Here is a 25,317-nt window from a genome sequence, read left to right on the forward strand (position 1 = left end):
ACTGGGAGAGGTACTCGAGCCGCCAGGATACCCGGATGAAGTTGGGTGGACTTGTGGGCACCGCGACTTACGAGTTCCACGACGCCAGCCTGGCCGAATTCTTTCTGCCGTGGCTGGTTCTCGGAGAGTACATCCATGTTGGCAAGGGGTGCACCTTCGGACTTGGGTGGCTGAACGTGACGTTTGATTCGAAGTAACCGTGCGGCAGGTGGTTCAGGTGGTGAGAGTGCAGCGTAGCGGGGCCTCGCATGTCACGCTGTCGCGGCTGATATCGCACTATCGTGATGCTGCATCGTTTCAGGCATTCTCCTCAGGCGGTACCGCTCTTGGTGACCCGGTCGTGCCAGAGTTGTACCTGGCTGCGACGCCTTTCCCGCGTGATCTATGGGAAGAGTGAAGGCCTGAACGCTGCCGGCAATCCGAGCAGCTCGCGACGGAGCTCTTCGAGAGGGGTCGAAGACTGCATGGGTGGACCAGAAGAGGGGCAGATCATCGTCTCCGAGTTCGGTGCCTTCATTGGGAAAAAGAGCGAGAGGCTCGTGATTAGGCAGGGCAAGGACGTCGTCCAACAGGTCCCGTTCCACGAGGTCCAATCGATCATAATCACGGGCCCAGGAGTCTCCATCTCCACCGACGTCATCCAGGAATGTATGGAGCACGGCATCCAGATCGATTTCCTGACGTTCTCGGGGAAACCTTACGCTAAGCTGACTTCGCCGTACCTGTCCGGAACCGTGATCACGCGTCGCGAGCAGCTCCTCGCCTACCACGAGAAGCGCGGGCTGAAGCTGGCCTGCGCCTTCATCGAAGGCAAGCTGCGGAATCAGCACGGTCTGCTTCACTACTTCGCGAGATATCGGAAGAGCGAAGATCCTGCCGCCTTCGAGGCGATCACCGAGATGGAAAGCAAGATACTCGAGATTGCGGGCGAGCTTGCAACGATCGAAGGCAACTGTGTGGACGACGTTAGAGAACAGCTCCTGTCTATCGAGGGCAGAGCCGGTGCTGTCTACTGGGAAGGCATACGGAAGCTCCTGGCCGGCAAGATCGACTTCGAGATCCGCGAGCACCGTGGTGCAAGTGATCCCTTCAATTCGCTCCTCAACTACGGGTATGGGATCCTTTATTCGACTGTATGGGGTGCCGTCGTGCTTGCGGGCCTCGAACCATTTGCCGGGTTCATCCACACCGACCGACCTGGTAAGCCGAGCCTCTGCCTCGACCTGGTCGAGGAGTTCCGTCAACGCGTTGTCGACCGCACCGTTGTGAGCCTTGTAAGCAAGGGAACTGCGATCAAGCTTCAGGACGGGATGTTGACCGTCCAAACCAGACGCAGACTCATCGGTAGCATTCAAGAGCGGCTCGAATCGCGCGAGACCTATCACGGCAAGCAGCAAAAGCTCAGGACCATTATCCAGCTTCAGGCTCGGCAGATCGCGAGTTTCCTGAGGGGTGAGACAAGCTACAAGCCGTTTATCGGGCGTTGGTAGGCGGCGACATTCTGCGCGGCCCGCAGGGGAGGGTGGACCGGCCGTGCACACTTTGGTCATTTATGATATTCCGAGCACCAAAATCCGAGGTAAGATCGCCGAGGCCTGCATGGACTACGGCCTCGACAGGATCCAGTGGAGCGCGTTTCTCGGGGACATCAACCATAACCGCCGTGAAGAACTTGAAGCCAGGCTTAGGAAGGTGCTCGGCAGGCGTGCGGGCACCATACAGCTGTTCCCAGTGTGCGAGAAGGATCTGAGCCTGCGGATCATCATTGAAGTCCGAAAGGAAGATGAAAAGAAAGACGACGGCGATGAACCCAAGAAACGGCAAAGGCGCAAGAGGAAACAAGAGGCAAAGGGATGAGGTTACACAGACAACTCGGAAGGCAGAAAGGTCAGGCACCATTCAACCGAGAGCGAGCCACCAGGGGGAGAACAGCGAGGAGGCGACTTCGCTCAATGCTGGCCGAGCTAGAGAGACCCGCACTACTTGAACTGCGCGTGACTGATGTAAAGCAGTTTGTTTACTGCCCGCGGGTCGTTTACTTCACATACCTGATGCCCATCGAGAAGAAGGTCACCCGGAAGATGGAGTACGGCAAAGAGGAGCACGTCCAACTCGATCAACTCGAGAAGCGGCGTACATTCCGCGCGTACGGGCTCACAGATGACACTGAGCGGAGGTTCCACGTTCACCTACGCTCGGAAAGGCTCGCACTCTCTGGGGTGCTCGATATGCTGCTTGTGCAGAGAGATATCTACTACCCCGTGGAGTTCAAGTACACTCGTCGCCCGCCCGAGTTGAACCATAAGTACCAACTCATGGCCTACGCCATGCTCCTTGAAGATACCATAGGCAAGCCCGTGAGGGCGGGCTTTGTGTATGTGACGGGGGACAGGAATGCCTATCACGTGGAGTTTACGCAGAACATGCGCGACTTCGTTCGCGCGACCCTCGCTTCGATCCGCGACATGATTCGGCGTGAGAGCATGCCACGGCCGACTCGGCAGAAAGGGAAATGCGTTGATTGTGAGTTCCGCCGATTCTGCAATGATCTCGCGTGAACAGGAGGTGCTCATGATGTATTTCCTGACCGATGAGGAGCGTCAGAGGCTTCTTAAGGGTATCCTCCCGAAATCGCGATCTATCGAAGTGGCCCCTGAGCTTCGCGGCTGGAACTGGCACCAGCCACCGCTCGAGCCCGTGTACGAGGCCAGACTGGCGGTCTACGAAGTCGCGGGCAAATACTGCTCAACCGGCCGCGACGTCTACCTTCGTCGCGTTCAGCGTGTGCGTGGGACGCCGAACAAGGATATGATCATGGGTTCGGCCTTCCATGAGACTCTGGCGAACATTCTAGTGAGGGCAAAGCGCCTTGTATACACCTACGGTGTGGATCATCTGTGCGATATACTCAAAGGGCTACAAGAGCCTGCAGAGGCGATCGTCGAGAAGCGAAAGTGTGATCTTTCGACCGAGGATTATGTCGAGCTTGTCCGGCGTGTCAACGCCGTGCATGGGTTCGAGACTGCGCGGCTCGCCACTCGGATCCAGGAGGCAGTGGCTAAACAGCCGTACATCAGAGAGGACTCTCTTGTCAGCACGGCCATCCCAGTCATGGTAGAGCAGAGACTCGACGGGTCGTTCCTGGGCCTTAGCCAGATGCTGAGCGTGGACGCGTTCGTTCTTCCGGAGCCGATGATTATGGACCTCAAGTACGGCGAGCCGCGGAAGTTCCACCGGCTCGGGACCACTGGCTACGCTCTGGTAATGGAGTCGCTCTACGAGTACCCGGTCAACCTCGGCTGTATTGTTTACCTCACGTTCAATGGTGACCGCATCACCATCTCAAAGGACATCCACATTGTCGATGACGAGCTCCGGCAGTGGTTCATAGAGGAGCGTGATCAGAGGCACGCATGATCTACGAAGAAATTGATCCCGGCATCGCGGGGGATTGCTATCCCACGTGCCCGTTCAGGAAACATTGCGCATAGACGGTTGGCTTAGCGCACGAAGCTTTGCTGCAAAACTGCCCGTGGTGCGTCCACGGGACAATCGGTACGCTGTCCAGGTGCGGATTTGTTGCGTAGTCCTTTAGTGTTGGAGTTCTGTGAGTTTCAGACCACGCTTCTAGTAGGGGTTCGTGTAGAATCTAATGGGGCGGGAGACCGGGGTCTTGGGGTAGCAATGTAGAGGGCTCGAACTTCCCTGTAAGAAGGCGAGGTCTCTATGCCAGCAAGTACCGGTAAAGCCAGCCTTGAGGCAATTGTACGTATATTGGATGGTACCCGCGATTTCAAGGCCCTTGAGCAGAAGTGCTTTGCTCTGGGGATGGCGCCTGGCGGCTCAGATACTCGAGGGTGTGCTTACGTGTCTTCTAGATAGGACGAGGCGTTGGCATTGCAGGAAAACTATACACAAAGTAGAATACGTATGACGAACCGGGCAGGTGGCAGGATTTGTCTCTTGAATCCCCCGGTTTTTGCACGAAACGACTGTCCGAATGCTCTTGGGAGTATATGGCAGAGTGGCCCTAAACCCTTGTGGGACAATGGGAAGAGGCTCTGAACCGACATGTTAGAATCCCCGGGGTTTTCGCGCACAGACGTGATTTTAACATGGAGGAGGTAATTGCAGATGTCTGGACGAACGCAAAACCCAATAGCGACGCGGGGTGGGCTCGCGCGCCGGGGTCGGGTTGCACCGCTTGACTCGATGACGAGAGGACTGAAAGTCTATAGGTATAGTACCACTGACCAGAACAGCGCGGGTTGCACCGCTTGACTCGATGACGAGAGGACTGAAAGGATTAGGGGAGCTTCGGTCAACGACCTTGCTGTTACGGTTGCACCGCTTGACTCGATGACGAGAGGACTGAAAGAACGTGGTGCATGCTGCCCTGCAGAGGCACGGACTGGTTGCACCGCTTGACTCGATGACGAGAGGACTGAAAGGATCGTCAGCGATAGCATACAGCGCAGTTAGGCATGCTGTTGCACCGCTTGACTCGATGACGAGAGGACTGAAAGCGCCTTGATCCGCGCGATCTCGGCCTCCGCAAGCTCGTTGCACCGCTTGACTCGATGACGAGAGGACTGAAAGTCCACGCCCCGAAGTGCCCGGCCCAGCCAAGTTCAAGGTTGCACCGCTTGACTCGATGACGAGAGGACTGAAAGCTGTCAGCGTGTCATCTCGCCACGCCGCCGCCCCTGGTTGCACCGCTTGACTCGATGACGAGAGGACTGAAAGTGTACAATCCTTGTGCCTTCGGTCCGCAGATTTTGGAGTTGCACCGCTTGACTCGATGACGAGAGGACTGAAAGGCCGTAGTGGGCGATCTGCTCTACGCCACGCGCTACGCGTTGCACCGCTTGACTCGATGACGAGAGGACTGAAAGACGTCTCACTTATCAACCCTGTGAGCTAGGGTCTGCAGGTTGCACCGCTTGACTCGATGACGAGAGGACTGAAAGGGCCTTGTGACCCAATCTTTCATTAAGGGTGACTCGATCAGTTGCACCGCTTGACTCGATGACGAGAGGACTGAAAGATTTGCTGAGAATGGCTGAGACCCGCGCTAAGGCACGAGGTTGCACCGCTTGACTCGATGACGAGAGGACTGTAAGCCTTGGTTACCTCATTGCGGTTTCCGGCTCCCTCGTCGGGTTGCACCGCTTGACTCGATGAGAATGGGCCTCAAAGAGGACCTAGACGGTATGACTATCAGCGCGTTAGTGGCCGCATGTTGTCCCTTAGCGCCCTGACTCCCCAGGCCCCCAGGACTTCCACTTGCCCCGTGGTGGATTCGTGCTGGATCCAGAAGGAAATCTAGTTCGGCTTAAGAACCTTCAGTCCAAGAGTGATCTACGACCTGTGTGCGGGTGCGGCACGTCCTGAACGTGAACGCCGCGCGCACGACTAGAGATGTCGGACGCTGCGGGCGCAGGTTGGAGCGCGTTGCATTCCGCTGGCTAGGAACGTAAGGTCGGCACAGCAAGTGGGCAGCGAGGAGCGGGTAGACGATCCAAAGATGCGACTAGCAGGGGATGCGTTCAGCAGAATGGGCCTCGGATTTGAGCCCTATGCTTTCCAGGAGAAAGTGGCCGAGCTCTTGGCCGCCGGCCGCAACGTCCTCCTCACGGCTCCGACAGGTTCAGGGAAGACCTTGACGGCGCTTGCTCCGGTGATTGCCGCGCGCAGCCACGGGAATAGATGGATCGACCGGGTTATTTACGCGCTTCCGCTTCGAACCCTTGTCTCAAGCATCGCAGAGGACGCACGCGGATATCTTGAGCCCTTGGGGCTCAAGGTAACCGTGCAGATGGGCTCTCAGCCGGACGACCCTCTGTTCGACGACGGCGACGTCATTTTCACGACCATCGATCAAGTCCTGAGTTCATACATCGGCCAAGCCTGCTCGGTAGCTCGTGGGCAGAGAAACATGGTGCCGGGTGCCCTTCTCGGGGCGCTCGTGGTATTCGACGAGTTTCACTTGATGGATGCAGCAGGATCTCTGTCCACTGCAGTCGACCTGGCGATCCGGCTATCAGCGGTTACACAGGTCTTGCTTATGACTGCTACCTGCCCATACGAGGTTGCCTGTGAACTTGCGCGACGTACCGCTAGCGACATCGTCCGTGTAGGGCCTCAGGAGCTGGCAAGGATACCCTCACAGGCCAACAAGGTGAGGAGTGTTCATACTTGCGACCGCGCGCTTACGGCGGAGGATGTCATCCGGTGCCATCGAGGCAGGAGCCTTGCGGTGGTCAACTCGGTGAAAAGGGCTCAGGAACTATACCAGGGTCTCAAGGATTGGGCAACCGGAAACGGAATACATCTTAGTCTAATCCATTCCAGGTTCTTGCCGAGAGACCGCATCACCAAGGAACGTGAGCTCAGGGAGTTCTTTGGCCGTGGCCGTTCCGGCAGAGGTGTAGTTATTGCGACTCAAGTGGTGGAAGCCGGGATGGATGTCTCGTTCGACACCCTTCATACTGAGATCGCACCAGCAAACTCGATCGTTCAGAGGATTGGTAGATGCGCGAGGTATGCCGGCGAAACCGGCACGGTCTATGTGTACCCGCTTACCACAGACGAAAACGGTCGGCCGCAATATGGGCCCTACGCTGACCTGAGAATCGAAGTAGATACCACCTTCAAGGCCCTTTGCGCTCTCCAAGGCTCGTCCATCGACTACGTCGCGGAATGCAACCTCGTTGACATCGTTCATACGCAAAGGGGACTGTCAGACCTGCACAGCATCCGCACAGAGGACTGGTCTACCCGCGTGAGGGCATCAATTGAGAATTCAACTGCCGGCGCAACAAGCGAGCTGGTTAGGGGCGCCTGGTCGGTGGCGTTCATCCTGTCAGATGACCCGTCTCGGATTCGAGACCCTTACGCGGTAGATCGTTTTTCTGTAGACCATGTGGTCTTGCGTGGTCTTTTGAGTGCCCTGGATCTGGCTGGTGACCATGCAAAGATGGTATGGTACCCTGAGGAGATCCCCGAAGAGAGCCAGGGCACGGAAGGGCCCGCGATACGGTGGAGGGCTGCAACCAGTGTGGCTGAGGCCCTTGTCCATCCGTTTCTGGCGGTGTCGCCGCGCATCGCCCGGTATGACCCTGACTTGGGTTTAGTTCTCGGGGTGCCAGGGGCATACGAATCCCAGCCGGACCCCGCAAGGGTAAGGACGCAGAAAACCTGGCGGTATATCAAGGAGTCCTACATGGAGCACGTGGACCGGAGTCTTCGGTGCTTTTGGCTAAGAAGTGCCAGACACCAGGTTGCCTTTGAGAAGGTCGCGTTCCTCGCTGCCTCCGACCCTTGGAAACTGAAGCTTTTGATGTCTTTTGCCGTAGCCCTCCATGATGTGGGTAAGCTTGACGAGTCCTGGCAGAGGGTAATATGGGCATGGCAGCGCGCGAAAGAGCGTGCGAAAGATCGACAGCTTGCGTCGGGCGAGGGGGAGTTGTCGGGTGCCGTGGCGGGTACTTTGGAAGACAGGTCGCCGGGTACTACCGAGCTAAGCACCGCGCCGCCCGTGAGACCGGCGGTTTTTGAGCCGCTGGCCCATGCCGACTATTTCTCCGATGCCGATGAGAACGAGGCTCGCAAGACAGAATACCGCAGGCCGCCGCACGCTGCAGAGGGGGCCTACATTGCTGCCGCGTTTTTCGAAGAGATGATCCGAGCCCTCACAACGGAACCTACGGCCGGTGGCTGCCGAGATGCAAGTGAGGACCTATGCGATGAGGTGCTACTTGGGGTACTGGCCGCTATCGCACATCATCACGGCGGTCGGGGGCGACCGGGGCAATTCAAGCTCGTGAGATCTGCCATCGACGTTGCAAGAAGATCTCTTAAGAAGGCCTTGCAAGTCTACACCGCCACGTATGCGAGCGCATATACTCACGGGTCTGCGGGCCCTACTTCGGCCGGATGTGCCCTTCCTGCTGGAGACGGCAGCGATCGTTCAGCGATGACTCCCCTGTCCGAGATTCGGAGCGTTGTCCGGGAGTTCCGGCTGAACGAGGTCCCGCCGGACGCCATTGCAGCTGCGGACTTCGCCGAAGACCTGTCTAGTGTTGCCCGGACCAGAGTGAGACTCATGGTGTATTGGCTTACGTCGAGACTGCTGCGCCTCGCAGACCATGAGGCGACGGCATGGGCGAACATGTTGTGAAAGGAGGGGTGCTGGTGTGTCGGGAACCGCGCTGATCTGGGAGAAACGTACGGGCACGTACGCTGATACCCTGGCGGCAATAGGACTAGCAGTGACGTTGAACACGCTGACAGGTGAGGATGTCGAGATCGGCGACCGTGGGCACGCCTTTTCGCTCCAGCTTGAAAGGGCGATCGACTTCGACCGGCTGGACTATCGGGTTCTTCAGCGAGCTCCGGGTTTCAGGTTCATCAAGACGCCCAAGTGGGAGGCCGATGCCCCGCCCGACTCGGTCGACTATGCGCGCGAGCGAGAGAGGCTTCTTGCTTATCGAAAGATGCGGGAGGGCCTCAGGAAGAATCCCGGTGCCGATGACGAGGTCCGCAGAATGGTCGAGGAAGCCGCCCCGCTCGGAGGCCGGTTGGGCCGTTGGTACACGATTCAAAACATTAACGTGCTTGGGGCCATAGACGGAGTTAACAAGCTACACAGGGCTATCCGGCAGGCTGATCCAGGCGAGTTTGCCCGCTATGTCACAGACCGGCTGAAGAGGCTTGCTGCATGCGGGCTTGAGCCAGGCCTGGCTGATCATGCAGCCTCACGGGGACGAGGGGGTCTTGACCTCGATGCTTCGTCACTTCAGGTTTTCAACCCAACTGTAGGCAAGGGTGTCTCCAGACCAAAGGCTGCTGCAGCGTCGCCGTCTTCGCTTCCAGGCTATTTCGTTGACTGGTTCGAGGAATGGATGAAGTACGTCGGGATGGAGAACGCTGGAAGGCTTCTCGGAATCGGCAAGGACGTAAAGGCGGCTGTGATCTCCCCCATGAGGGTGCGGGTCAGGGAGTTGAAGGTTCAGGCAGAGAGCTGGCTCGACTTGATGCCACCGTGGAGTCCAATCAAGTTTGACATCTTCCTTGTAATTGGGTTGGCCCGCATACTGTTGGAGCAATCCGAGTTTGCAGCCCGGGACGGTGGTGGGTGGAGAAGGCGCAGCCCGAGGTCCATCGTTGCCGGAATGCACACGGCGCACTTCAAGTCCATGGGACCATCCAGGTCGCTGTTCAACACGTCGTTCATAGCGCTTCCCGGCTGGATTCCGGCGCCGGATAGGGAAAGCGTTGCGACTTGGCTTGAGGTCCTGGATGAACATTGGGCGGTTCTTAGGCCGCTGGACGAGGACAAGTCTGAGGACGCCGAAATTCTCAAGTCCTACCGTGACTTCCTTTCCGGCCCCACGACGGAGACGCTTTGCGGCTTTTCCTCCGACTTCGGCGTGTACGCCATGCGCAAGCTGGCCGCAGGCAAACCATGCAAGCGTTTTTCGACGGAATCGTTTGAAAGGGTGGTGGAGCAAGTGGACAGCACACTGGCGGATCTCGTGAAGGACCCGGCCTTCCAGGAGATAGCGGGAGCGATCAGGAAAGCCACTGTGACCGAACAAGCTTACAAGCGGATGGGCAACCAGGAGTTCGAGATCCACTATGGGCTTCTGCCAGAACTCAGAAGGAAGGCACAATTCCCAGAGCAATTCATCGCAGCGCTCTCGGATTTCATTGCGAAGTACAATGCTGAGACGGCGAGGCACTTCGAAAGCGGTAGAGGTAAACGGAGGAGGGCCAGGGTATCTGAGGAGGCGCTGGAAGGGATAGTCCCGCTGATTCTGGAACACGGGCGCCCGGCAGCTCTACTTCTCATCGCCTATGCGACATGCAAGGCCAAGCGAGAGGAACTGGATGAATCCACGGCGTCCTACGAAAGCGACAGCATGGGCGACGAATACGGCGACCAAGTTGACGAGGGCATCCACGATGATGGCGAAGAATTCTGACATCTCAGCAGCCAGGGAGGGATCGTGATCATGATGGCTAGCCCGACGATGATCAGCATCAGCGCAAGGCTGACCCTGAACCTTCACGACCTGAACAACGAGGCGTCCGAGGGTAATCAGGTGCAGACGAGGATGGTCCATGTTGTGGACGAGCACGGGGAGCTTGCCGTGGTAAATGCGGTGTCCGGCGACATGCTCAAGCATGTCCAGGCAGGTTACCTCCAAAGGGTGGCCCTCGAGGAGGGGCTCCCTCTCTGCACCGGGTGCAGGCTCTTCGATGCCAACCGGATCAACAGGGATGAAGAGTTCTTCAAAGAGCTCGGGGATGAAAAGGACGCGTCGAAGACCCTGGACAGAGTGATCCCTGCATGCGTGCTGGACGACGCAGAGGGATTCCTTATCACAGTCGGCAAACGTTCGGTGCCGAGAAAGTCCACGGTGGAGTTCGGGTGGCTCGTAGGTATCCCCAGCCGGACACAGACAGAATCCTATTTCCATGTGAAGTACGACCCATCGCGAGCCGCTGGATCCGGAGATGAGACAGGCGCAAATCTTGGACAAGCTATCTTCTATAGGCCAGCTAACTCCGGAGTCTATGCGCTTGTAGCCACGTTCGAGGCAGCTCGCATCGGGTTCAACGACATATCCCGGCAATATGTCTTGAGCGAGTCCGAGCGCGCTTCAAGGGTAAGGGCGGTCTTGAAGAGTCTCGTCTACACTCTGGTGAGGACCGAGGGTGCGCAGCGAAACGCTCAACACCCGCATATCTCGGCTGCCGAGGGCGTTATCGCCATTTCCAGGGACGTGCGGCCTGCCCCTACCGCAAGCCCGCTCAAGGACGGTTACCGGGAGGACGTGATCGCCACTTGTAAGCAGCTTGACCGAATGGGGGGCAAGCACGAATTCGAGACCAGGACGTTCGATTCCATGAGCGAGCTTGCCTCAATCGCAGCCGACCTCGTCGACACGTTGGCGTAGGGGGCCTTCACATGTGGTTGCTTGCGAAATTCGAGCCTTCGGGGCTTTTCACGCTGAGGTCATCGGCTACCACAAGCATGGGCGGGAAGACTCTCCTCGTGCCCACCATGTACGCGGTCAAGATGGCTCTGCTGTCCGCCGCCTTCGCATCAGGGCGAGATGTCGAGGCTTTGTTTCCGACGATACGAGGTCTTGTCATAAGATTTCTTCCCCCTCGAAAAGCGGTTGTAACTCATAGTTTGGTCCGAATGCTCAGAGAAGACCGAAGCGGCAAGGCTGAGTTCATCTCGGCGCCTGTGTACAGGGAATTCGTCTACTACGACGGGGAGCTCACAATCGCGTTCTCAGCACGCCCGTCAGCGGACGGTAGGGGCGGGCCACGACGGACGATAGGAGTGGGACGTTCGCACAGCGAAGGCAGGATAGGGCCCGCGCCGGCCGCCGCGGCCGCCGCGGCCGCTGCTGACGCTGCTGACGCCGTTGGTGCTGCAGGGGATCAGTGCTCGGTGTCAGCTCTGCGGTCAATCGAGGATCTCCTTCCGATGGTCAACTACTTCGGGAAAAGGGCGAGCTTCTTCCAGTTCAAGGGATGCGAGTGGCGGGAAGACCTAGACGAGGCCTTCTCGTTTGTGATCGAAGATAACAGGCCATGGTTACCGGGGGACCACATCATCCAGTACCTGGATGATATGGCGGCAGCGATGACGCTTGAAAGAGCGAATGCCTATACGGACGCCGAGGTGAAGCTCGGTAGAGACCGGGTCTTCGTGGCAATGGCCGTACCGTATAGGCTTGTAGCGTCAGGCCACGCGTACACTGCCTATGAGAGGACAGCATAGCAAGCAAGTGCCCCTCGACGGAGGGGACTACGCCTTGGTAGACTCGACCATGTCTTGCGTATCCTGAACGAGCTGAAGTATGGGGATCTTTATCTGTTTTTGAAAACGTCCTGGAATGCAAAGAAACCGAAGCCGGAGTGGTTGAACAAGGCGTCGAGAATGACTCGGATGCCTCTCGTATGGCACTCGTCCCCGAGGCGCGGCGCCGGATTTCTTCAGTGAATCATACATTCTCAGGGAGTCGGCGAGAGTTCCGTACACGAACGCATCGTTATAGACCGAGAATATGTCCGGTATCTGGACGCAATTGGGGCAAGGGATGCAATAGCGGCATTCGCTGCAGGTGACCTTGATCCTCCGCTTATAGATCTCGCGGGCCTGCGCAATCAGGTCTAGTTCAGCGGCGGTGAGAGAGAGGGGGAGGGCGTCCTCGGCGACGCGGACGTTCTCCCTGACCTGGTCCAAAGTGCTCATGCCGCTCAGGACGACGGTCACCTCGGGATGGTTCCAGACCCAGCGAAGGCCCCACTCGGCTGGTGTCCTCTTGACAGGCGCGCGGTCCCACACGCCCATCACGTCGTCCGGCACAACTTTGGTCAGCCGACCGCCTCGAAGAGGCTCCATGACGACCACGGCGAGCCCTTTCGCCGCTGCGTATTTCAGCCCTTCCGTGCCGGCCTGGTAGTTGTCGTCGACGTAGTTGTAGTGAATCTGCGCGAGACTCCAATCGTAGGAATCAACTATCTCCCGGAACAGGGCGAAGCTGTCATGGAAGGAGAAGCCCGCGTATTTGATGCGGCCATCGGCAAGCGCGCGATCAAGGAAAGCGAGGGCGCCGAGAGCCTTCGCCTTCGCCCAGTGGTCCCTCGTGAGCGAGTGTAGCAGATAGAAATCAATGTAGTCCGTCTCCAACTTCGAGAGCTGTTCATCGAGGTACCGCTCGAAGTCGCCTGGCTCCTTACAGACCCAGACTGGGGACTTGGTGGCGATCTTGACTTTCCCTCGAAGTCCGCCACGAAGCGCCTTGCCGACGAGGAGTTCCGACTGGCCATCGTGGTACCTGTATGCGGTGTCTATATAGTCCACGCCTTGAGCGATCGCATACCGGAGCATGGCTATGGCCTCATCCTCGTCGATCCTAGGCGCGCTGGCGTGTGAGGCGCTTCCGGAGAACCCAGCGTTGGGCGCATGCAGAGTGGGAAGCCTCATGCACCGGAAGCCTCATGCACCCGAAACCCAGGGCGGAAACGGCGAAACCGTGACATCCGAATTTCCTATATTGCACGCCAAGCCCTCTCCTTTCGGTTTCAGGCTGGGTTTATCTATAGCTGGCCAGCTTGTAGCCGGTTGCTCTGGCCCGAGCGGTCGCCCGCTTTCATGCCAAGGCGGGGGCGCTGGCGACCTGTCGACGGTGGTATCGGCGGCGTCATCCTGCTGTCTCCTTGTCTTGGTGTCATCCGTTGTGACGTCATCCCGTCGGCCCCGCCCGTGCGCGTTGGGATGTGCCGGGCTGTGTCGTGTCGCGGCAGAGCGCCGCCGCCTCGAGCTAGCTCGCGGCGGTCCTGGTCGCGCGACGGCGCTACGCACATGATACCACGGATCTCGCCCACATGACAAAGGCTGACAAGGGCGCAGGAAGCGCGGCTGCGCACGCCTGCGGCGACGCTCGCCGACGGAAAAGCGCATACTTGAGCCTAGGCAGGGCAAGACTGTGGACGAGGGCGCGCAGCTGCGCGCGAAACGCTGCACAACGGAGGCACATGAGGGCATGGTCACGGCGGAGGTATCGCTGTATCCTATGGAAACCCCGCGGTCCGACGACATCATAAACTCCTCGCTTACAGCACTTGCGGTGGGCGGGCTTTCATACGACGTGGGGCCTCTGAGCACTCGGATATCAGGGCCCGAGGACGAGGTCTGGACCGCCTTGCGGTCTATGTTCGAGCGCGCTTGTGGTCATGGCACGGAGGTGGCAATGGTCATCACCCTTGCGAACTCCTCCGTGTAACGCGGCGTGGCTCCGTGGCACTGCGTGCGGCCGGTGAGCAAGCTCAGTAAGCTGGCGCGCAACATGGCTTCGGCCCTCGCAGCCTGGCTTGCTGCGGCGCTCAGCAGGGTGCGACCAGCTAGGCTCGAGGCTGGCTGAGAGACTCTGGCGTGTCTGTCCACAGTTGTTCCATGCGCCACTCCACGAGCTACGAGGCCGGACGGTGATGTAGGACATAGGTTCCTCGGCAGGCGTTCTGCCCGTCAGCGGAGTGCGTCGACAATGCTCGCGCAGCCTTCCTTCAGAACCCGGATACCGGCGAGGCCCTCGAATATGACCGCTACTACCCTTCCCATAAAGTCGCATTCGAGTTCCAAGGGTTGCCGCATTTCGGGCCCACGAGATTCTATCCGAATCAGGATCAATTTAGGGAAACCAGGAAACGGGATGTGATAAAGCGCGGTTTGAGCAGCGAGAACGAGGTCGTACTCCTGACAGTTGCCTCCGACGACCTCACTCTCCAGAAGATGCTTGAGAAAATCCCACCGTGCTACCCAAAGCCGTCGTCGACCCCAAGAGTCCCTACGTAGAAGCACTCGAGAGATTGTTGGCGGAGTATCGAGCTGGGCTAAAAAGGGCCGTGTTGAAGGAAGGCGGCGACGAGCGGAAGCCAGCCCGCGGAGACGACGGTCGACTGAGGTAGCCGGAGGCGGCGCGTCGAGCGATAGCGATTGTGAACTGTGACCGGCTTGTGTTGACAATTGGCGGAGCAACTGCCGCGTCTGGCGAGCTATTCGGACGAGACAGAGCAGCGCGTGTGCTCTGACAGGTGATGGGTTGAACGGGTTGCAGGGGACGCGTGACCTGGGAAACAAGCGGCCAGGCGGCAATGACGGCCGTCGCGAGTCAAGCGGGCTTGCGTGACCCACGTCACATTTCACGGCAAGAAATGTCAACGAACGTGCGAAAAAGAAATCGTGTCGTCCTGAAGGAGATCCGGGAAGGACGTCGAAGAAGAAGATACCGGTTACGTAACCGGTTACGTAACCGGTAACGTCGAGCGAGCAAAGCGCTTTCGACCAGCAGGTCCGCCGCAGCAGTCCATCGCGCCGGTATGCGAATGCTCGCCCGCGACGGCTCTTGGGTGTTAAATAACCGCAGCATGCTGACCGCTCGCTGGCCGGTTGGTCGGTCGGCCGGCAGATGGTGCCACGGTCACGATGAGCAGGACGGGCATGTTGGGAGCGACGGGCCGCGGGCGGGCGTGGACGCGCAGGGCGATGCTGCTGCGTGAGGTTCCTCAATAAAGCAATGGACATGTAGGACAAGTGGATACGTAGGAGACTGGAGACCTGTGATTGGAGATGGAAGCCGCTGAACTTTCCTAGTGCCCACGAGATGGACCGAGCACTGCGACGACTCTGCTGGCGCTGGCCCCAATCGGGCGGAGGTGACATGGGGCGGCACAATGTGGGAAAGTTCAACGGCCTCACGCGGAAAGACGCACCAGAGATCCCACCGGAGAAGATCCGGAGACCAAATGCACCGAGGTGTGATGCAATGGCCAACATCCGCGAGGTGGCGCGGCTGGCCGGGGTGTCAACAGCCACCGTATCGCGAGTCATCAACGAGTCCGGGTTCGTCGCAGAGGAGCTGAAGGAGCGAGTCAGGCGGGCGATGGCGGAACTCAACTATCGCCCGAACAACCTCGCGCGTTCCTTCAGGCAGAACCGCAGTTTCATGATCGCCCTCATGATCTCGGACATCTCTAACCCGTTCTTCACGTCGCTCGTCCGTGGCGTTGAGGACGTGGTGAAAGAAGGCGGCCTCAACCTCCTCCTTTGTAACACCGACGAAGACCCTGAAAAAGAGCGCTCGTATGTGGAGGTCCTCATCGGTAACCGCATCGACGGCGTCATAATGGCCCCTACCGGGAAGGCCCAGGCGAGCGTGGAAGCGTTCGGGCGGCACGGCATTCCGGTGGTCTTCATAGACCGGCACCTGCCAGGGATGAAGGTGGACGCGGTGCTCATCGACAACGTGTCCGGGGCTTACGAGGCCACCACCCACCTCCTCCGCCTCGGACACCGGCGCGTCGGGATCATCACGGGTCTCGAGAACGTGTCGACCTCCCAGGAACGTGAGGAAGGCTACCGCAGGGCGCTCGCGGATTTCGGCGTTACGCCAGACGAGCGGCTCATCGCCCGCGGTAACTCGCGCATCGAGGGCGGTATACGGCAGACTCAGGCGCTCCTCTCGCTTCCGCCTGACGTGCGGCCGACAGCCCTCTTTACTAGCAACAACCTCCTCACCATCGGTGCCATGCTGGCGTTACGCGAGGCGGGGGTAAAGGTGCCTCACGACATGGCGGTGGTCGGCTTCGATGAGTTCGAATCTACGCCGATCATCGATCCGCCGCTCACGGTGGTGGCGCAGCCCACTTACGAGATCGGCATGCGCGCGGCCAAGAGGCTCTTCAAGCACCTGCGCGGCGAGGTCCGCGGCGATCACAGACCGGTGGTGGTGCGACTCAGGCCGCAGCTAATAGTCAGAGAGTCGTGCGGGGCACGCCGGAGTTCGAGTCTTCCCCCCGGGCTCTAACGTACGCATCATTATGTGGACCTACGTATGCAACCATGATTCCTGCAGCCCGGGGGGATTGAGACGTGCACATATGCGTCGGAGGGGGTGGTATGTGATCCGATCTTGTGCACGCGTGCGGATGCAGCCGTTGAGGTTTCCAGCAGAGAGACGTGGGCTTGACGCAGGAGAGACTGTCTATCGAATGCCAGCACCATAGAGGTTTGTCAGTCGTCGAATGGATTGTCAGAGAATCTCAGGGAGGGGGCAAAGAATGCGCACTTACACGTTCCAGAAGATGATTCCTGTTCGAGACGGGATCGATGTGCTAGTAGTCGGCGCGGGTCCAGCCGGATTTGCTGCAGCTATTGCCGCGAGCAGGAATGGCGCCAAGACCATGCTCATCGAGAAGTATGGGTGCATCGGAGGCATGGCCACCGTCGGGTTGGTGGGTCCTTTCATGACGAGTTTCGATGCCACAGGAGAAACCCAGATAATCAGAGGGTTGTTCGAGGAACTCGTCACGCGACTTGAGGAACGCGGGGGTGCGATTCATCCCTCGAAGGTCCGCTGTGGCACATCCTATTGTGCCTTTATTACACCTGGACATGACCATGTTACCCCCTTTGACCCTGAGTGGCTCAAGCTCATTGCGACGGAAATGGTCCTCGAGTCGGGTGTGGAATTGCTTCTTCACACCCAGTGTCTGGACGCCATCAAAGAAGGAGACAGAATCACTGGGATCGTCATCGCTAACAAGTCAGGCCTTCAGGCGATAAGGGCCTCGGTCATCATCGATTGTACTGGCGACGCTGACGTGGCGGAATGGGCCGGGGTTCCTACGGTGCTAGGTAGGCGAGACGACCACGGAATGCAACCGGCAACGATGTTCTTTAGGATTTGTAACGTGGATTCGGATAGGGTCAAAGAGTACATTGAACAGAACCGGCATCTGGTCGGAAGGCCATTCCACGGTCCGTTCAGCTGGATCGTCAAAGAAGCGCGGGAAAGAGGTGAGTGGGACATCCCCCGGGGCGAGATCAACATGTACGAGACTCCAAATCCGGGGGAGTGGAGGGTCAACACAACCAGGATTCTGAACGTCGACGGGACCAAGACACAAGACTTGACAAGGGCGGAGATCGAGGGCAGAAAGCAAGCAAGGAAGGTCTTCGAGTTTATAAGGTCCCACATACCGGGATGTGAACAAGCAAGGCTCATGGACACTGCCGCTGTTGTCGGAATACGCGAGACCAGACACATTGTCGGCGAGTACGTTGTAACCAAGGAAGATGTGCTGAGTGGCCGGGTATTTGATGACAGCATCCTGTTGGCTTCCAACTCGATCGACATTCACTCCAAGGATGCCGAAAGCGGAGAATACACTACCATTAGCGGAAAGTGGTACGGCATCCCCTACCGATCTCTAGTACCGCTGGCGGTTGACAATCTCTTGGTGGCAGGGCGACCCATCTCGGCTACGTCGGAGGCCTCGTCGGCGTTTCGGGTTATGCCATGTTGTGTCGGCACGGGGCAGGCAGCCGGCACAGCCGCTGCATTGGCGGTCAAGTTGGGCTTGACCCCGCGTAAGGTGGATGCGGGCAGGCTCCGGGATCTCCTCAGAACACAGGGAGTTTATCTTGGTTAGGACGTGTTCCATTAGGGCATGTCATATCAGCGAAGAGGCACAAAGATTGGAGAGACGGAGGCGGTTCATTATGTTGAGAGTTCGGAGGCATAGACCATCGCTACTGCTGGGGTTCATCGCTCTTGTGCTGCTATCTGCGGTTTCGTTTGCCCAAGCCCAAGAAAAGGTGAAAGTGACGTTTTGGACTTGGCTTAGTAACGAAGCCATGGTTGAGGAGTTTAACCGTCTTCACCCGAATATCCAGGTGGAACACGTAAAGATGGGTGCCTACGATGCGCAGAATAAGTTCCTCGTGGCTCTGTCCTCGGGCACAGGAGCTCCTGACGTCATACAACTCATGGCGAGACACTTTAGTCTCTTCTCGACGACCGGAAAGCTCGTCGATATCACAGACAAGGTCAAGGACATAAGAGACGGCTATCCCGCGAACCTCATAGAATCCGTGAGCTATAACTCCAAGATATATGGACTGCCAGCTGATGTCAGTCCGGGCGTGGTTTGGTACCGAAGGGATATCTTCAAGAAGTATGGGATCCAAGTACCTTTTGCTACGTGGGATGACTTCGTGAAAGCAGCCGAGGTTCTGAAGAAGAACGGCGTTACCATGATGCCGTTGTTCTATCCAGCCGGAAGCTGGGGCGCCAACGCGCTGGTGATGTACCTGCACTCTCGCGGAGGGAACATCTACACGCCTGATGGTAAAGTCATTCGGAACAACAAGGAGCTCGAGTATACACTACAGTGGCTCTACGACCTCTACAAGGCTGGCATGGCCGAGGGGATTACCTTCTTCACACCGGAGTTCTGGGGTGCACTGAAGTCAGGCCAGTTCGCGTGTTGGCCTATGAATGTGGCCGAGGGAGCCAACATCAGGCAATACATGCCGGAGCTCTCTGGAAACTGGGGTGTGATGCCATTCCCGAGATGGTCAGACAAGAAGGAACAGACCACCGGAATATGGGGAGGCACTGTTCTGGCCGTCCCAACGCAGTCCAAAGTGAGAGACGCTGCCCTGACCTTCGTTAAGTGGGTAGCGGGAACTGTACAGGGCCAGGTATGGGCGAGCAAGACATGGAACGCAGTGCCCGCGTACTCCCCGGCCTACAAAGACAGCTTCTATGCGCTCGGCGACCCATATTACGGTGGCGACAACGTCTACAAGATGATCAATCCTGTGAAGCCCTTCTACTATTTCGATTGGGCGATTACTGAGCGGATCATCGGCAAACAGCTTGACCTGATGTTTGCCGGAAAAGTGACACCTGCGGCAGCGAGAGCCGCAATAGAGGCCGAGCTCATCGATGAGACGAACCGGTAATGCCGCGAACGAGCAGGCACTGTCCCGGGCCCAGCGTGGCTCGGGCCCGGGACAGTGTGCAGCGGAGGCAGAGCTGATGAAGCAAGTATCACTGACTATCGACAAGCACTGGGCACCCTATGTATTTCTCCTTCCATTCCTGGTGTTCTTCGTCGCTTTTCGTGTCGGCCCAATCCTCTGGTCACTCCTCGTCAGTTTCACGAAATGGAGTGGCATGGATGACGCGGTGTTCGTGGGGTTCCAAAACTACTTGCGAATCTTCAAGGACGGCCGGTTTTGGACAGCGACCTACAACACGTTGTACTTTGTTGTGGTTTACAACGCCATCATGATATTCCTCGCGCTTGTGCTGGCTGTTCTGCTGAACTCGTCCCTATTGAGGGCCAGGGGATTCTACCGTTCAGCTTACTTCATGCCTATAACCATGTCCCTCCCGGTGGTCGCTATGGTCTTTGACTTGATCCTTGCACGGGGATCAGGGTTACTGGCCGTTTTGTTGAGATACTTGGGCGTCTCGCTCAATGTTCGTTGGTTCAGTGACACGTCCCTGGCTATGTGGGGCATAATCATGATGAGAGTCTGGAGAGGGACAGGATACTACTCTGCGTACTTCCTGGCCGGCCTGTCCAGCATCCCAAGTGAGATCTACGAATCAGCAAGGGTAGATGGCGCCTCAGCCTGGACGGTGTTTACCAGGATATCTTTACCTCTCTTGAAGCCAATGCTAGTGTTTGTTCTGATCATGTCCACCATCCTGTCCTTTCAGATTTTCGATGAACCGTGGATCCTCACACAGGGTGGCCCGGCCGATGCTACGCTGATGCTCCAGATATACCTGTACCAGACCAGCTTTCTTGAGGGAAACCTCGGACGGGGCTGTGCCATATCGTACATGATGACCATCTTAATGATGGGAGCATCCGTACTATACGTTAAGGGACTTGAGGAGAGAAATGGCTAGCATGACTGTGCGAAAACGCATACGCGAGAGCTATCTCAAAGTGTTCTTGCATGTTCTTATGCTGGTAGGAGCCGTGATTGTCCTTCTGCCGTTTTACTGGATGATCGTGAGCTCGCTCAAAGACATGGGAGAATTCTTCAGTCCAAAACCGTCTCTATTCCCCGACAAGGCAACTGTCGCTAACTACGTGAAGCTCTTCCGGGAGACGCAGTTCGTTCGGTGGCTTTTTAATAGCGGCATGGTGAGCGTCCTGTCGTTGGTTCTCGGCTTGGTTATATGCTCGCTTGCTGGCTTTGGTTTTGCTGTATATGACTTCAAGGGTAAAGCGATCTTGTTTTGGACGGTCTTGGTCTCTGTTGCGATTCCAGAGATCGTCACGATCATACCTGTTTTCAGGCTTATGGTCTTTACCCGGATGGTGGATACATACTCCTCTCTGGTTCTACCATACTCAATGAATGTGTTTGGCATCTTCCTGATGAAGCAGTATATTGCCTCGACTCTGCCCAAAGAGCTCTTGGAAGCAGCAAGGATCGACGGCTGTTCGGAATTCGGCATCTATCTGCGGATCGCAATGCCTCTGGTTAGGCCAGGCCTGGGGGTTCTCGGGATTTACTTGTGGCTGAACTCTTGGAGCGGGTATTTCTGGCCACTCATTATGGTCAAGTCGCGCGAGATGATGACGTTGCCGCTCGGCCTCGCGACGCTTTATGCTGACCCATGGAACTTGCAGTACGGCATGTTGATGGCGGGCGCGTTCCTGTCCACCCTGCCGATCGTCATCATATTCTTAACCGCTCAACGACAGTTTATTGCTGGCCTGACGGGAGGGGCTCTAAAGGCGTGAACTCGAAAGCCCCACCGCAGGGGTTGCGATACCTTGGAGTATCCCCGTTAGATTAACTCACGCAAGCTCTCACGCGGGAGTGTGGCCGTACAAAGGAGTCTGCCCCGGGTGGTATATGCCGAAGAGGCTCGTGGGGGGGTTCTGCGCGCTTGAGAAAAATCAGGCTGTCGGTGGCGCGGGAGGACACTAGGAGGAAGGTAGCGGTCATGAAGCGAATGAGCATGGTTGAGCCGGGGGTGCTGCGCCTCGAGGATGCGCCGGTGCCTGCGCCGGGAGAAGGGGAAGCCCTTGTCGAGGTCAAGGTGGTGGGCGTGTGCGGGTCCGACGTGCATGCGTTCCGCGGGAAACACCCGTTCATCTCGTGCCCGATCGTTCCCGGGCATGAGTTCTCGGGCGTTGTAAGGGGTGTTGGCCCTCTTGGACCTGCATCCGCTGCGATGAACGCACTCGAGCCCACCCACGCAGGGAGGACAGACCGGGTTCTGCATCCCCAGGTTGACGGCGTTGGTGGTTCTCGCGGGAATGCCGGGGCGGCTGCGGAGCAACCCGGCCCAGGGACAGAGCCGAAGGCGGGAGAGATGGGAGTCATGCGCGACGCCGCCCTCATCGGCAAGCGGGTCACAGGCCTACCATCGCTAGTATGCGGCACGTGCTATAACTGCAGGCACGGCAGGTATAACATATGCAACTCCTTACGTGTCGTGGGGTGCCAGGCGGACGGTGCGTTGGCCGAGCTTGTGCGCGTCCCGGCCGAATTCCTGGTGCCCCTTCCGGACGGCCTTACCTTTGAGGATGGCGCTATGGTGGAACCCGTAGCAGTCGGCGTACATGCTGTGAGGCGGGCCGGGGCGGGCGTAGGGGGAGCGCGCGTGATGGTTCTGGGCAGCGGGACCATCGGGCTGGTCGTCGTCCAGGTGTTGAAGGCATACGGCGCGCGCGAGGTCATAGTCACCGACCTCAACGAACGGAGGCTTGCGCTTGCCAGCGAGCTTGGCGCGGACTACACGATCAACGTGCGCGACGTGGACCCTGTGGCACGGGTCCACGAGTGGTTCGGGCGTGACGGCATCGACCTTTCGTTTGAGTGTGTCGGCATCGGTCCTACGGTTCGTCAAGCCATCCTGGCGAACCGGAAAGGCACAAAGGTCATCATAGTCGGGGTTTTCGAGGAAGAGGTGCCGGTCCCGATGGGCCTCGTGCAGGACAGGGAAATCGAGCTCGTGGGCACTCTCATGTATACCTTGGACGATTTCATCGAGGCCGCGCGGCTTGTCGCGAGGGGGCTGGTGCACGTGGCGCCGCTCGTGACCCACAGGTTCCGCCTCGAGGAGGCGCAGCAGGCGTTCGAGACGGCGGCGGACCCGGCGAGCGGGGCCATCAAAGTGCTCATTACAGTGTGAAGGATGCAGTGCGAAGGATGCAAAGGGACGGGTGCTCAACGCCGGAAGCCGAGGCTGAAGCGAAAGCAGAGGCAGAACCGGAACCGGAAGCGGAACCGGAAGCGCAGGCGGGGACGGAGATGGAGGGGGGAGGGGGGAGGGGGGAGCTAAAGCGGGAGCGGGAGGCAGGGCGTCCACCGGGAGATGGTGAGGGAAGCGGACGGCGCTGCGCCCAAACCAACCGAGAAACGGCGGCGGCAGTGCAGGTGTTGACAGGCGCGCGCCACGTGGTGGTTTTGGTTGAGTCGTGCTATCTCCGGGCGCGTTTTTGGGGGGAGTAGATGATGCGTTGATTGATGTAGTGGCCATGGGAGAGCTTCTCATAGACTTTGTCTCCGTTGCTACCGGGGTGTCCCTCAAGGACTCACCAGGGTTCACGAAAGCCCCTGGCGGCGCCCCCGCGAACGTCGCAGTGGGAGTGAGACGGCTGGGCCGCACGTCCGGTTTCATCGGCAAGGTAGGGAACGATGATTTCGGTGTTTTCTTGTGGGAGACCCTCGCCCGCGAGGGCGTTGACACGCGCGGCGTAAAGTACGAGGACAGGGCCAGGACGATGCTGGCCTTTGTCTCGCTCCGGGACGACGGTGAGCGGGAGTTCATGTTCTACAGGCATCCAAGCGCCGACATGCTTCTCGAGCCAAGCGAGGTGGACGTCGACCTCCTCACGGAGGCTCGGGTATTCCACCATGGGTCTATCTCACTCATCACTGAGCCCTCGCGGTCGGCGACCCTCGCCGCTGCAAGAGCGGCTAGAGCCGCCGGGGCCTTGATCTCCTATGACCCAAACATACGACTTCCGCTGTGGCCCGCGCCCGACGAGGCCCGGGCCGTTATCCTCGCCGCAGCCTCCTCGGCCGATATCATAAAGGTTAGTGAGGAAGAGCTGGCTTTTCTCACAGGCACGGACGACATCGCAGAGGGTGTCGGAAGGTTGCGCACTGCGGCAAGCAGTGCAGCAAGGCCCGCCAAGTGTGCCATCGTGGTAACCCGCGGCAGGAAGGGGTGTGTGCTCGCCTTGGACGACAGCGACCCTGTGAGCGCGCGCGACGTCACGCGGCAACGCGAGGTCACGCAGCAACACGACGATGCGAGGCGACGACGCCTCACTGAGCCACAGGTGCCGCAAGGCAATGGCGCGCAGCACGACGGGAGTGGCGGGCAGGGCGGCGGCAGCGAGCGACACGACAGTGGGCGGCGAGGCCGCGGTGAGCTTTGGCTGGAGGTCCCTGGGTTCAGCGTCCAGACCGTGGACACAACGGGCGCTGGAGATGCCTTCGTGGCAGGTCTTCTCGTGGGCGTGATCGAGGAGGCGACCAGCCGCAAGGCTGCCGCTGCGGCGACAGCGAAAGAGATGATAGCAAAGGAGACGCTGCGCGCCCTCGGCGAGGCGGAATGGAGGCGGGTGCTCACGCTGGCGAATGCTGTGGGCGCCTTGTGCACTACGAAATACGGCGCCATTCCGGCTCTGCCTACCATGGAGGAAGTGCGGGCGTTTCTGAATGAATGCGAGAAGCGGGGTGCTAAGGATGCAAACCGGTGAGGCTGAAACGCGCAAAGTCCCTGGCAGGATGTCGGCGGCCGTGTTCAAGGAGCCTGGGAGAATCGACGTGGAAGAGCGCGCCGTTCCCACGCCCGGGCCTGGAGAGGTCCTTGTGAAGGTCGAGGCGTGCGGCGTGTGCGGCACCGACTTCCATATCTTCAAGGGCGAAGCCCCGGCCCGCCCGCCTGTGGTCCTGGGGCACGAGTACTGTGGCGAGGTTGTCGCAGTCGGGGAGGGCCTTGACCGCCCGCGTCCAGGGGACCGGGTGGCCGTGGATCCCAATATCGCGTGTGGGCGGTGCTATCAGTGCAGGCTGGGCAAGGTGCATCTTTGCGAGTCCATGGAGGCTCTCGGCGTCACCCTGGACGGCGGATTTGCCGAGTACTCCATAGCCCCTGCCGCGCAGTGCCACGTGTTGCCAGTAGACATGCCAGCTGCCCAGGGTGCATTTGTTGAGCCGGTCGCGTGCTGCGTCCACGGGATTGACCTCGCCGGGATCAGGCCCGGCTACAGCGTCGTTGTCATGGGCGGCGGCACGATCGGACTCATCCTGCTACAGCTCGCACGGATAAGCGGTGCGGCGACGCTCATCGTGAGCGAGCCGGTGCGCAAGAAGCGCGAGCTTGCTCTCGAGCTCGGGGCGACCCTCGCTGTGGACCCCCTGTCCTCGGATCTGGAGTCGGAGGTACGCGCGGTTTTGCCCGCGGGGGCCGACGTCGTCATAGAGGCGGTCGGGCGCCCGGAGACCGTCGAGGCCGCACTAGGCATCGCAACTAGAGGGGGATGTGTCCTTCTTTTCGGTGTTTCCCCGGAGGGTGCGAAGGTCACCGTCAGCCCATTTGCGATCTATAAGAAAGAGCTGCGGGTCCAGGGCTCTTATGTCAACCCGTTCACGTTTTCCCGGGCGATATCGCTCCTCGCAAGCGGCGCGGTTAAGGTTGAGCCGCTTGTGGAGCGGGTCGTGTCGCTCGGCGATCTGCCCTTGGTGCTGGCCTCCGGGCCGTCCGCGGGCGGCGCGAAGACGCTCGTCGGCGTAAACGCGGCTCGCGCGTGAGCTTGCGAGCGACGGGCGGACGCATTGCCTCTTGACAGGCTATGTGGGGCCTCATAGAATGGATATGAGAATGATTCTCATTACTTGCGGCGTCTAGGAACCACGCCAAAGACCCTAAAGACCTACGAGACGCAGTC

18 protein-coding genes, 1 pseudogene and 1 CRISPR repeat array are annotated in these 25,317 nt (G+C 58.8%); of the genes and pseudogenes, 18 read left to right on the forward strand and 1 reads right to left on the reverse strand.

Annotation, left to right across the window (positions count from 1 at the left end):
* The 9 genes and pseudogenes from GX515_12380 to GX515_12420 form a co-directional block, all read left to right on the forward strand.
* On the forward strand, positions 1–197 hold a 197-nt coding region (locus GX515_12380; GenBank protein HHY33792.1), incomplete at its 5' end, for a CRISPR system precrRNA processing endoribonuclease RAMP protein Cas6.
* Between the two features lie 267 nt (positions 198–464).
* A complete protein-coding gene (cas1, locus tag GX515_12385) occupies positions 465–1,490 on the forward strand; it encodes a CRISPR-associated endonuclease Cas1 (protein ID HHY33793.1) in 1,026 nt (341 codons plus the stop codon).
* Positions 1,491–1,533: 43 nt separating this feature from the next.
* A complete protein-coding gene (gene cas2, locus GX515_12390; protein HHY33794.1) occupies positions 1,534–1,857 on the forward strand; it encodes a CRISPR-associated endonuclease Cas2 in 324 nt (107 codons plus the stop codon).
* Between the two features lie 95 nt (positions 1,858–1,952).
* Positions 1,953–2,558, forward strand: coding sequence for a CRISPR-associated protein Cas4 (gene cas4 / locus GX515_12395; protein ID HHY33795.1), 606 nt, complete (start codon positions 1,953–1,955; stop codon positions 2,556–2,558).
* Between the two features lie 16 nt (positions 2,559–2,574).
* Positions 2,575–3,491: pseudogene (cas4a, locus tag GX515_12400) on the forward strand (type I-A CRISPR-associated protein Cas4/Csa1).
* A gap of 703 nt (positions 3,492–4,194) precedes the next feature.
* Positions 4,195–5,199: direct repeats of the CRISPR family, unit length 37 nt; unit sequence GTTGCACCGCTTGACTCGATGACGAGAGGACTGAAAG.
* Positions 5,200–5,494: 295 nt separating this feature from the next.
* Positions 5,495–8,182: a CRISPR-associated helicase Cas3' gene (gene cas3, locus GX515_12405; GenBank protein HHY33796.1), complete on the forward strand. Its 2,688-nt coding sequence runs from the start codon at positions 5,495–5,497 to the stop codon at positions 8,180–8,182.
* Positions 8,183–8,198: 16 nt separating this feature from the next.
* Positions 8,199–9,989: a hypothetical protein gene (locus GX515_12410; GenBank protein HHY33797.1), complete on the forward strand. Its 1,791-nt coding sequence runs from the start codon at positions 8,199–8,201 to the stop codon at positions 9,987–9,989.
* A 48-nt stretch (positions 9,990–10,037) separates the two neighbouring features.
* On the forward strand, positions 10,038–10,967 hold the full coding sequence (locus GX515_12415) for a DevR family CRISPR-associated autoregulator (protein ID HHY33798.1): 930 nt from the start codon (positions 10,038–10,040) through the stop codon (positions 10,965–10,967).
* Between the two features lie 11 nt (positions 10,968–10,978).
* Positions 10,979–11,806, forward strand: coding sequence for a hypothetical protein (locus GX515_12420; protein HHY33799.1), 828 nt, complete (start codon positions 10,979–10,981; stop codon positions 11,804–11,806).
* 89 nt (positions 11,807–11,895) lie between these two features.
* Here GX515_12420 and GX515_12425 read toward each other — a convergent pair whose 3' ends face one another.
* On the reverse strand, positions 11,896–11,976 hold the full coding sequence (locus GX515_12425; GenBank protein HHY33800.1) for a hypothetical protein: 81 nt from the start codon (positions 11,974–11,976) through the stop codon (positions 11,896–11,898).
* Positions 11,977–13,574: 1,598 nt separating this feature from the next.
* Here GX515_12425 and GX515_12430 point away from each other — a divergent pair.
* From GX515_12430 to GX515_12470, 9 genes are all read left to right on the forward strand, one after another.
* Positions 13,575–13,814 carry a hypothetical protein gene (locus GX515_12430; GenBank protein HHY33801.1) on the forward strand — a complete coding sequence of 80 codons (240 nt, stop codon included), beginning with the start codon at positions 13,575–13,577 and terminating at the stop codon, positions 13,812–13,814.
* A gap of 1,539 nt (positions 13,815–15,353) precedes the next feature.
* Positions 15,354–16,394: a LacI family transcriptional regulator gene (locus GX515_12435; GenBank protein HHY33802.1), complete on the forward strand. Its 1,041-nt coding sequence runs from the start codon at positions 15,354–15,356 to the stop codon at positions 16,392–16,394.
* A 253-nt stretch (positions 16,395–16,647) separates the two neighbouring features.
* A complete protein-coding gene (locus tag GX515_12440; protein HHY33803.1) occupies positions 16,648–18,021 on the forward strand; it encodes an FAD-dependent oxidoreductase in 1,374 nt (457 codons plus the stop codon).
* Between the two features lie 70 nt (positions 18,022–18,091).
* On the forward strand, positions 18,092–19,339 hold the full coding sequence (locus tag GX515_12445) for a sugar ABC transporter substrate-binding protein (GenBank protein ID HHY33804.1): 1,248 nt from the start codon (positions 18,092–18,094) through the stop codon (positions 19,337–19,339).
* 76 nt (positions 19,340–19,415) lie between these two features.
* Positions 19,416–20,300, forward strand: coding sequence for a sugar ABC transporter permease (locus GX515_12450; GenBank protein ID HHY33805.1), 885 nt, complete (start codon positions 19,416–19,418; stop codon positions 20,298–20,300).
* Position 20,301: 1 nt separating this feature from the next.
* Positions 20,302–21,147, forward strand: a complete 846-nt coding sequence (locus GX515_12455; GenBank protein HHY33806.1) for a carbohydrate ABC transporter permease — start codon at positions 20,302–20,304, stop codon at positions 21,145–21,147.
* Positions 21,148–21,296: 149 nt separating this feature from the next.
* Entirely contained in the window at positions 21,297–22,547 is a 1,251-nt protein-coding gene (locus GX515_12460) for a zinc-binding dehydrogenase (GenBank protein ID HHY33807.1), read from the forward strand.
* Between the two features lie 328 nt (positions 22,548–22,875).
* Positions 22,876–24,126, forward strand: a complete 1,251-nt coding sequence (locus GX515_12465; protein ID HHY33808.1) for a hypothetical protein — start codon at positions 22,876–22,878, stop codon at positions 24,124–24,126.
* Positions 24,127–24,154: 28 nt separating this feature from the next.
* Positions 24,155–25,180 carry a zinc-dependent alcohol dehydrogenase family protein gene (locus GX515_12470; GenBank protein HHY33809.1) on the forward strand — a complete coding sequence of 342 codons (1,026 nt, stop codon included), beginning with the start codon at positions 24,155–24,157 and terminating at the stop codon, positions 25,178–25,180.
* The last annotated feature ends 137 nt before the right edge of the window (positions 25,181–25,317 follow it).

The sequence above is a fragment of the Bacillota bacterium genome (assembly GCA_012842395.1).
Lineage (GTDB): Bacteria > Bacillota > SHA-98 > UBA4971 > UBA4971 > UBA6256.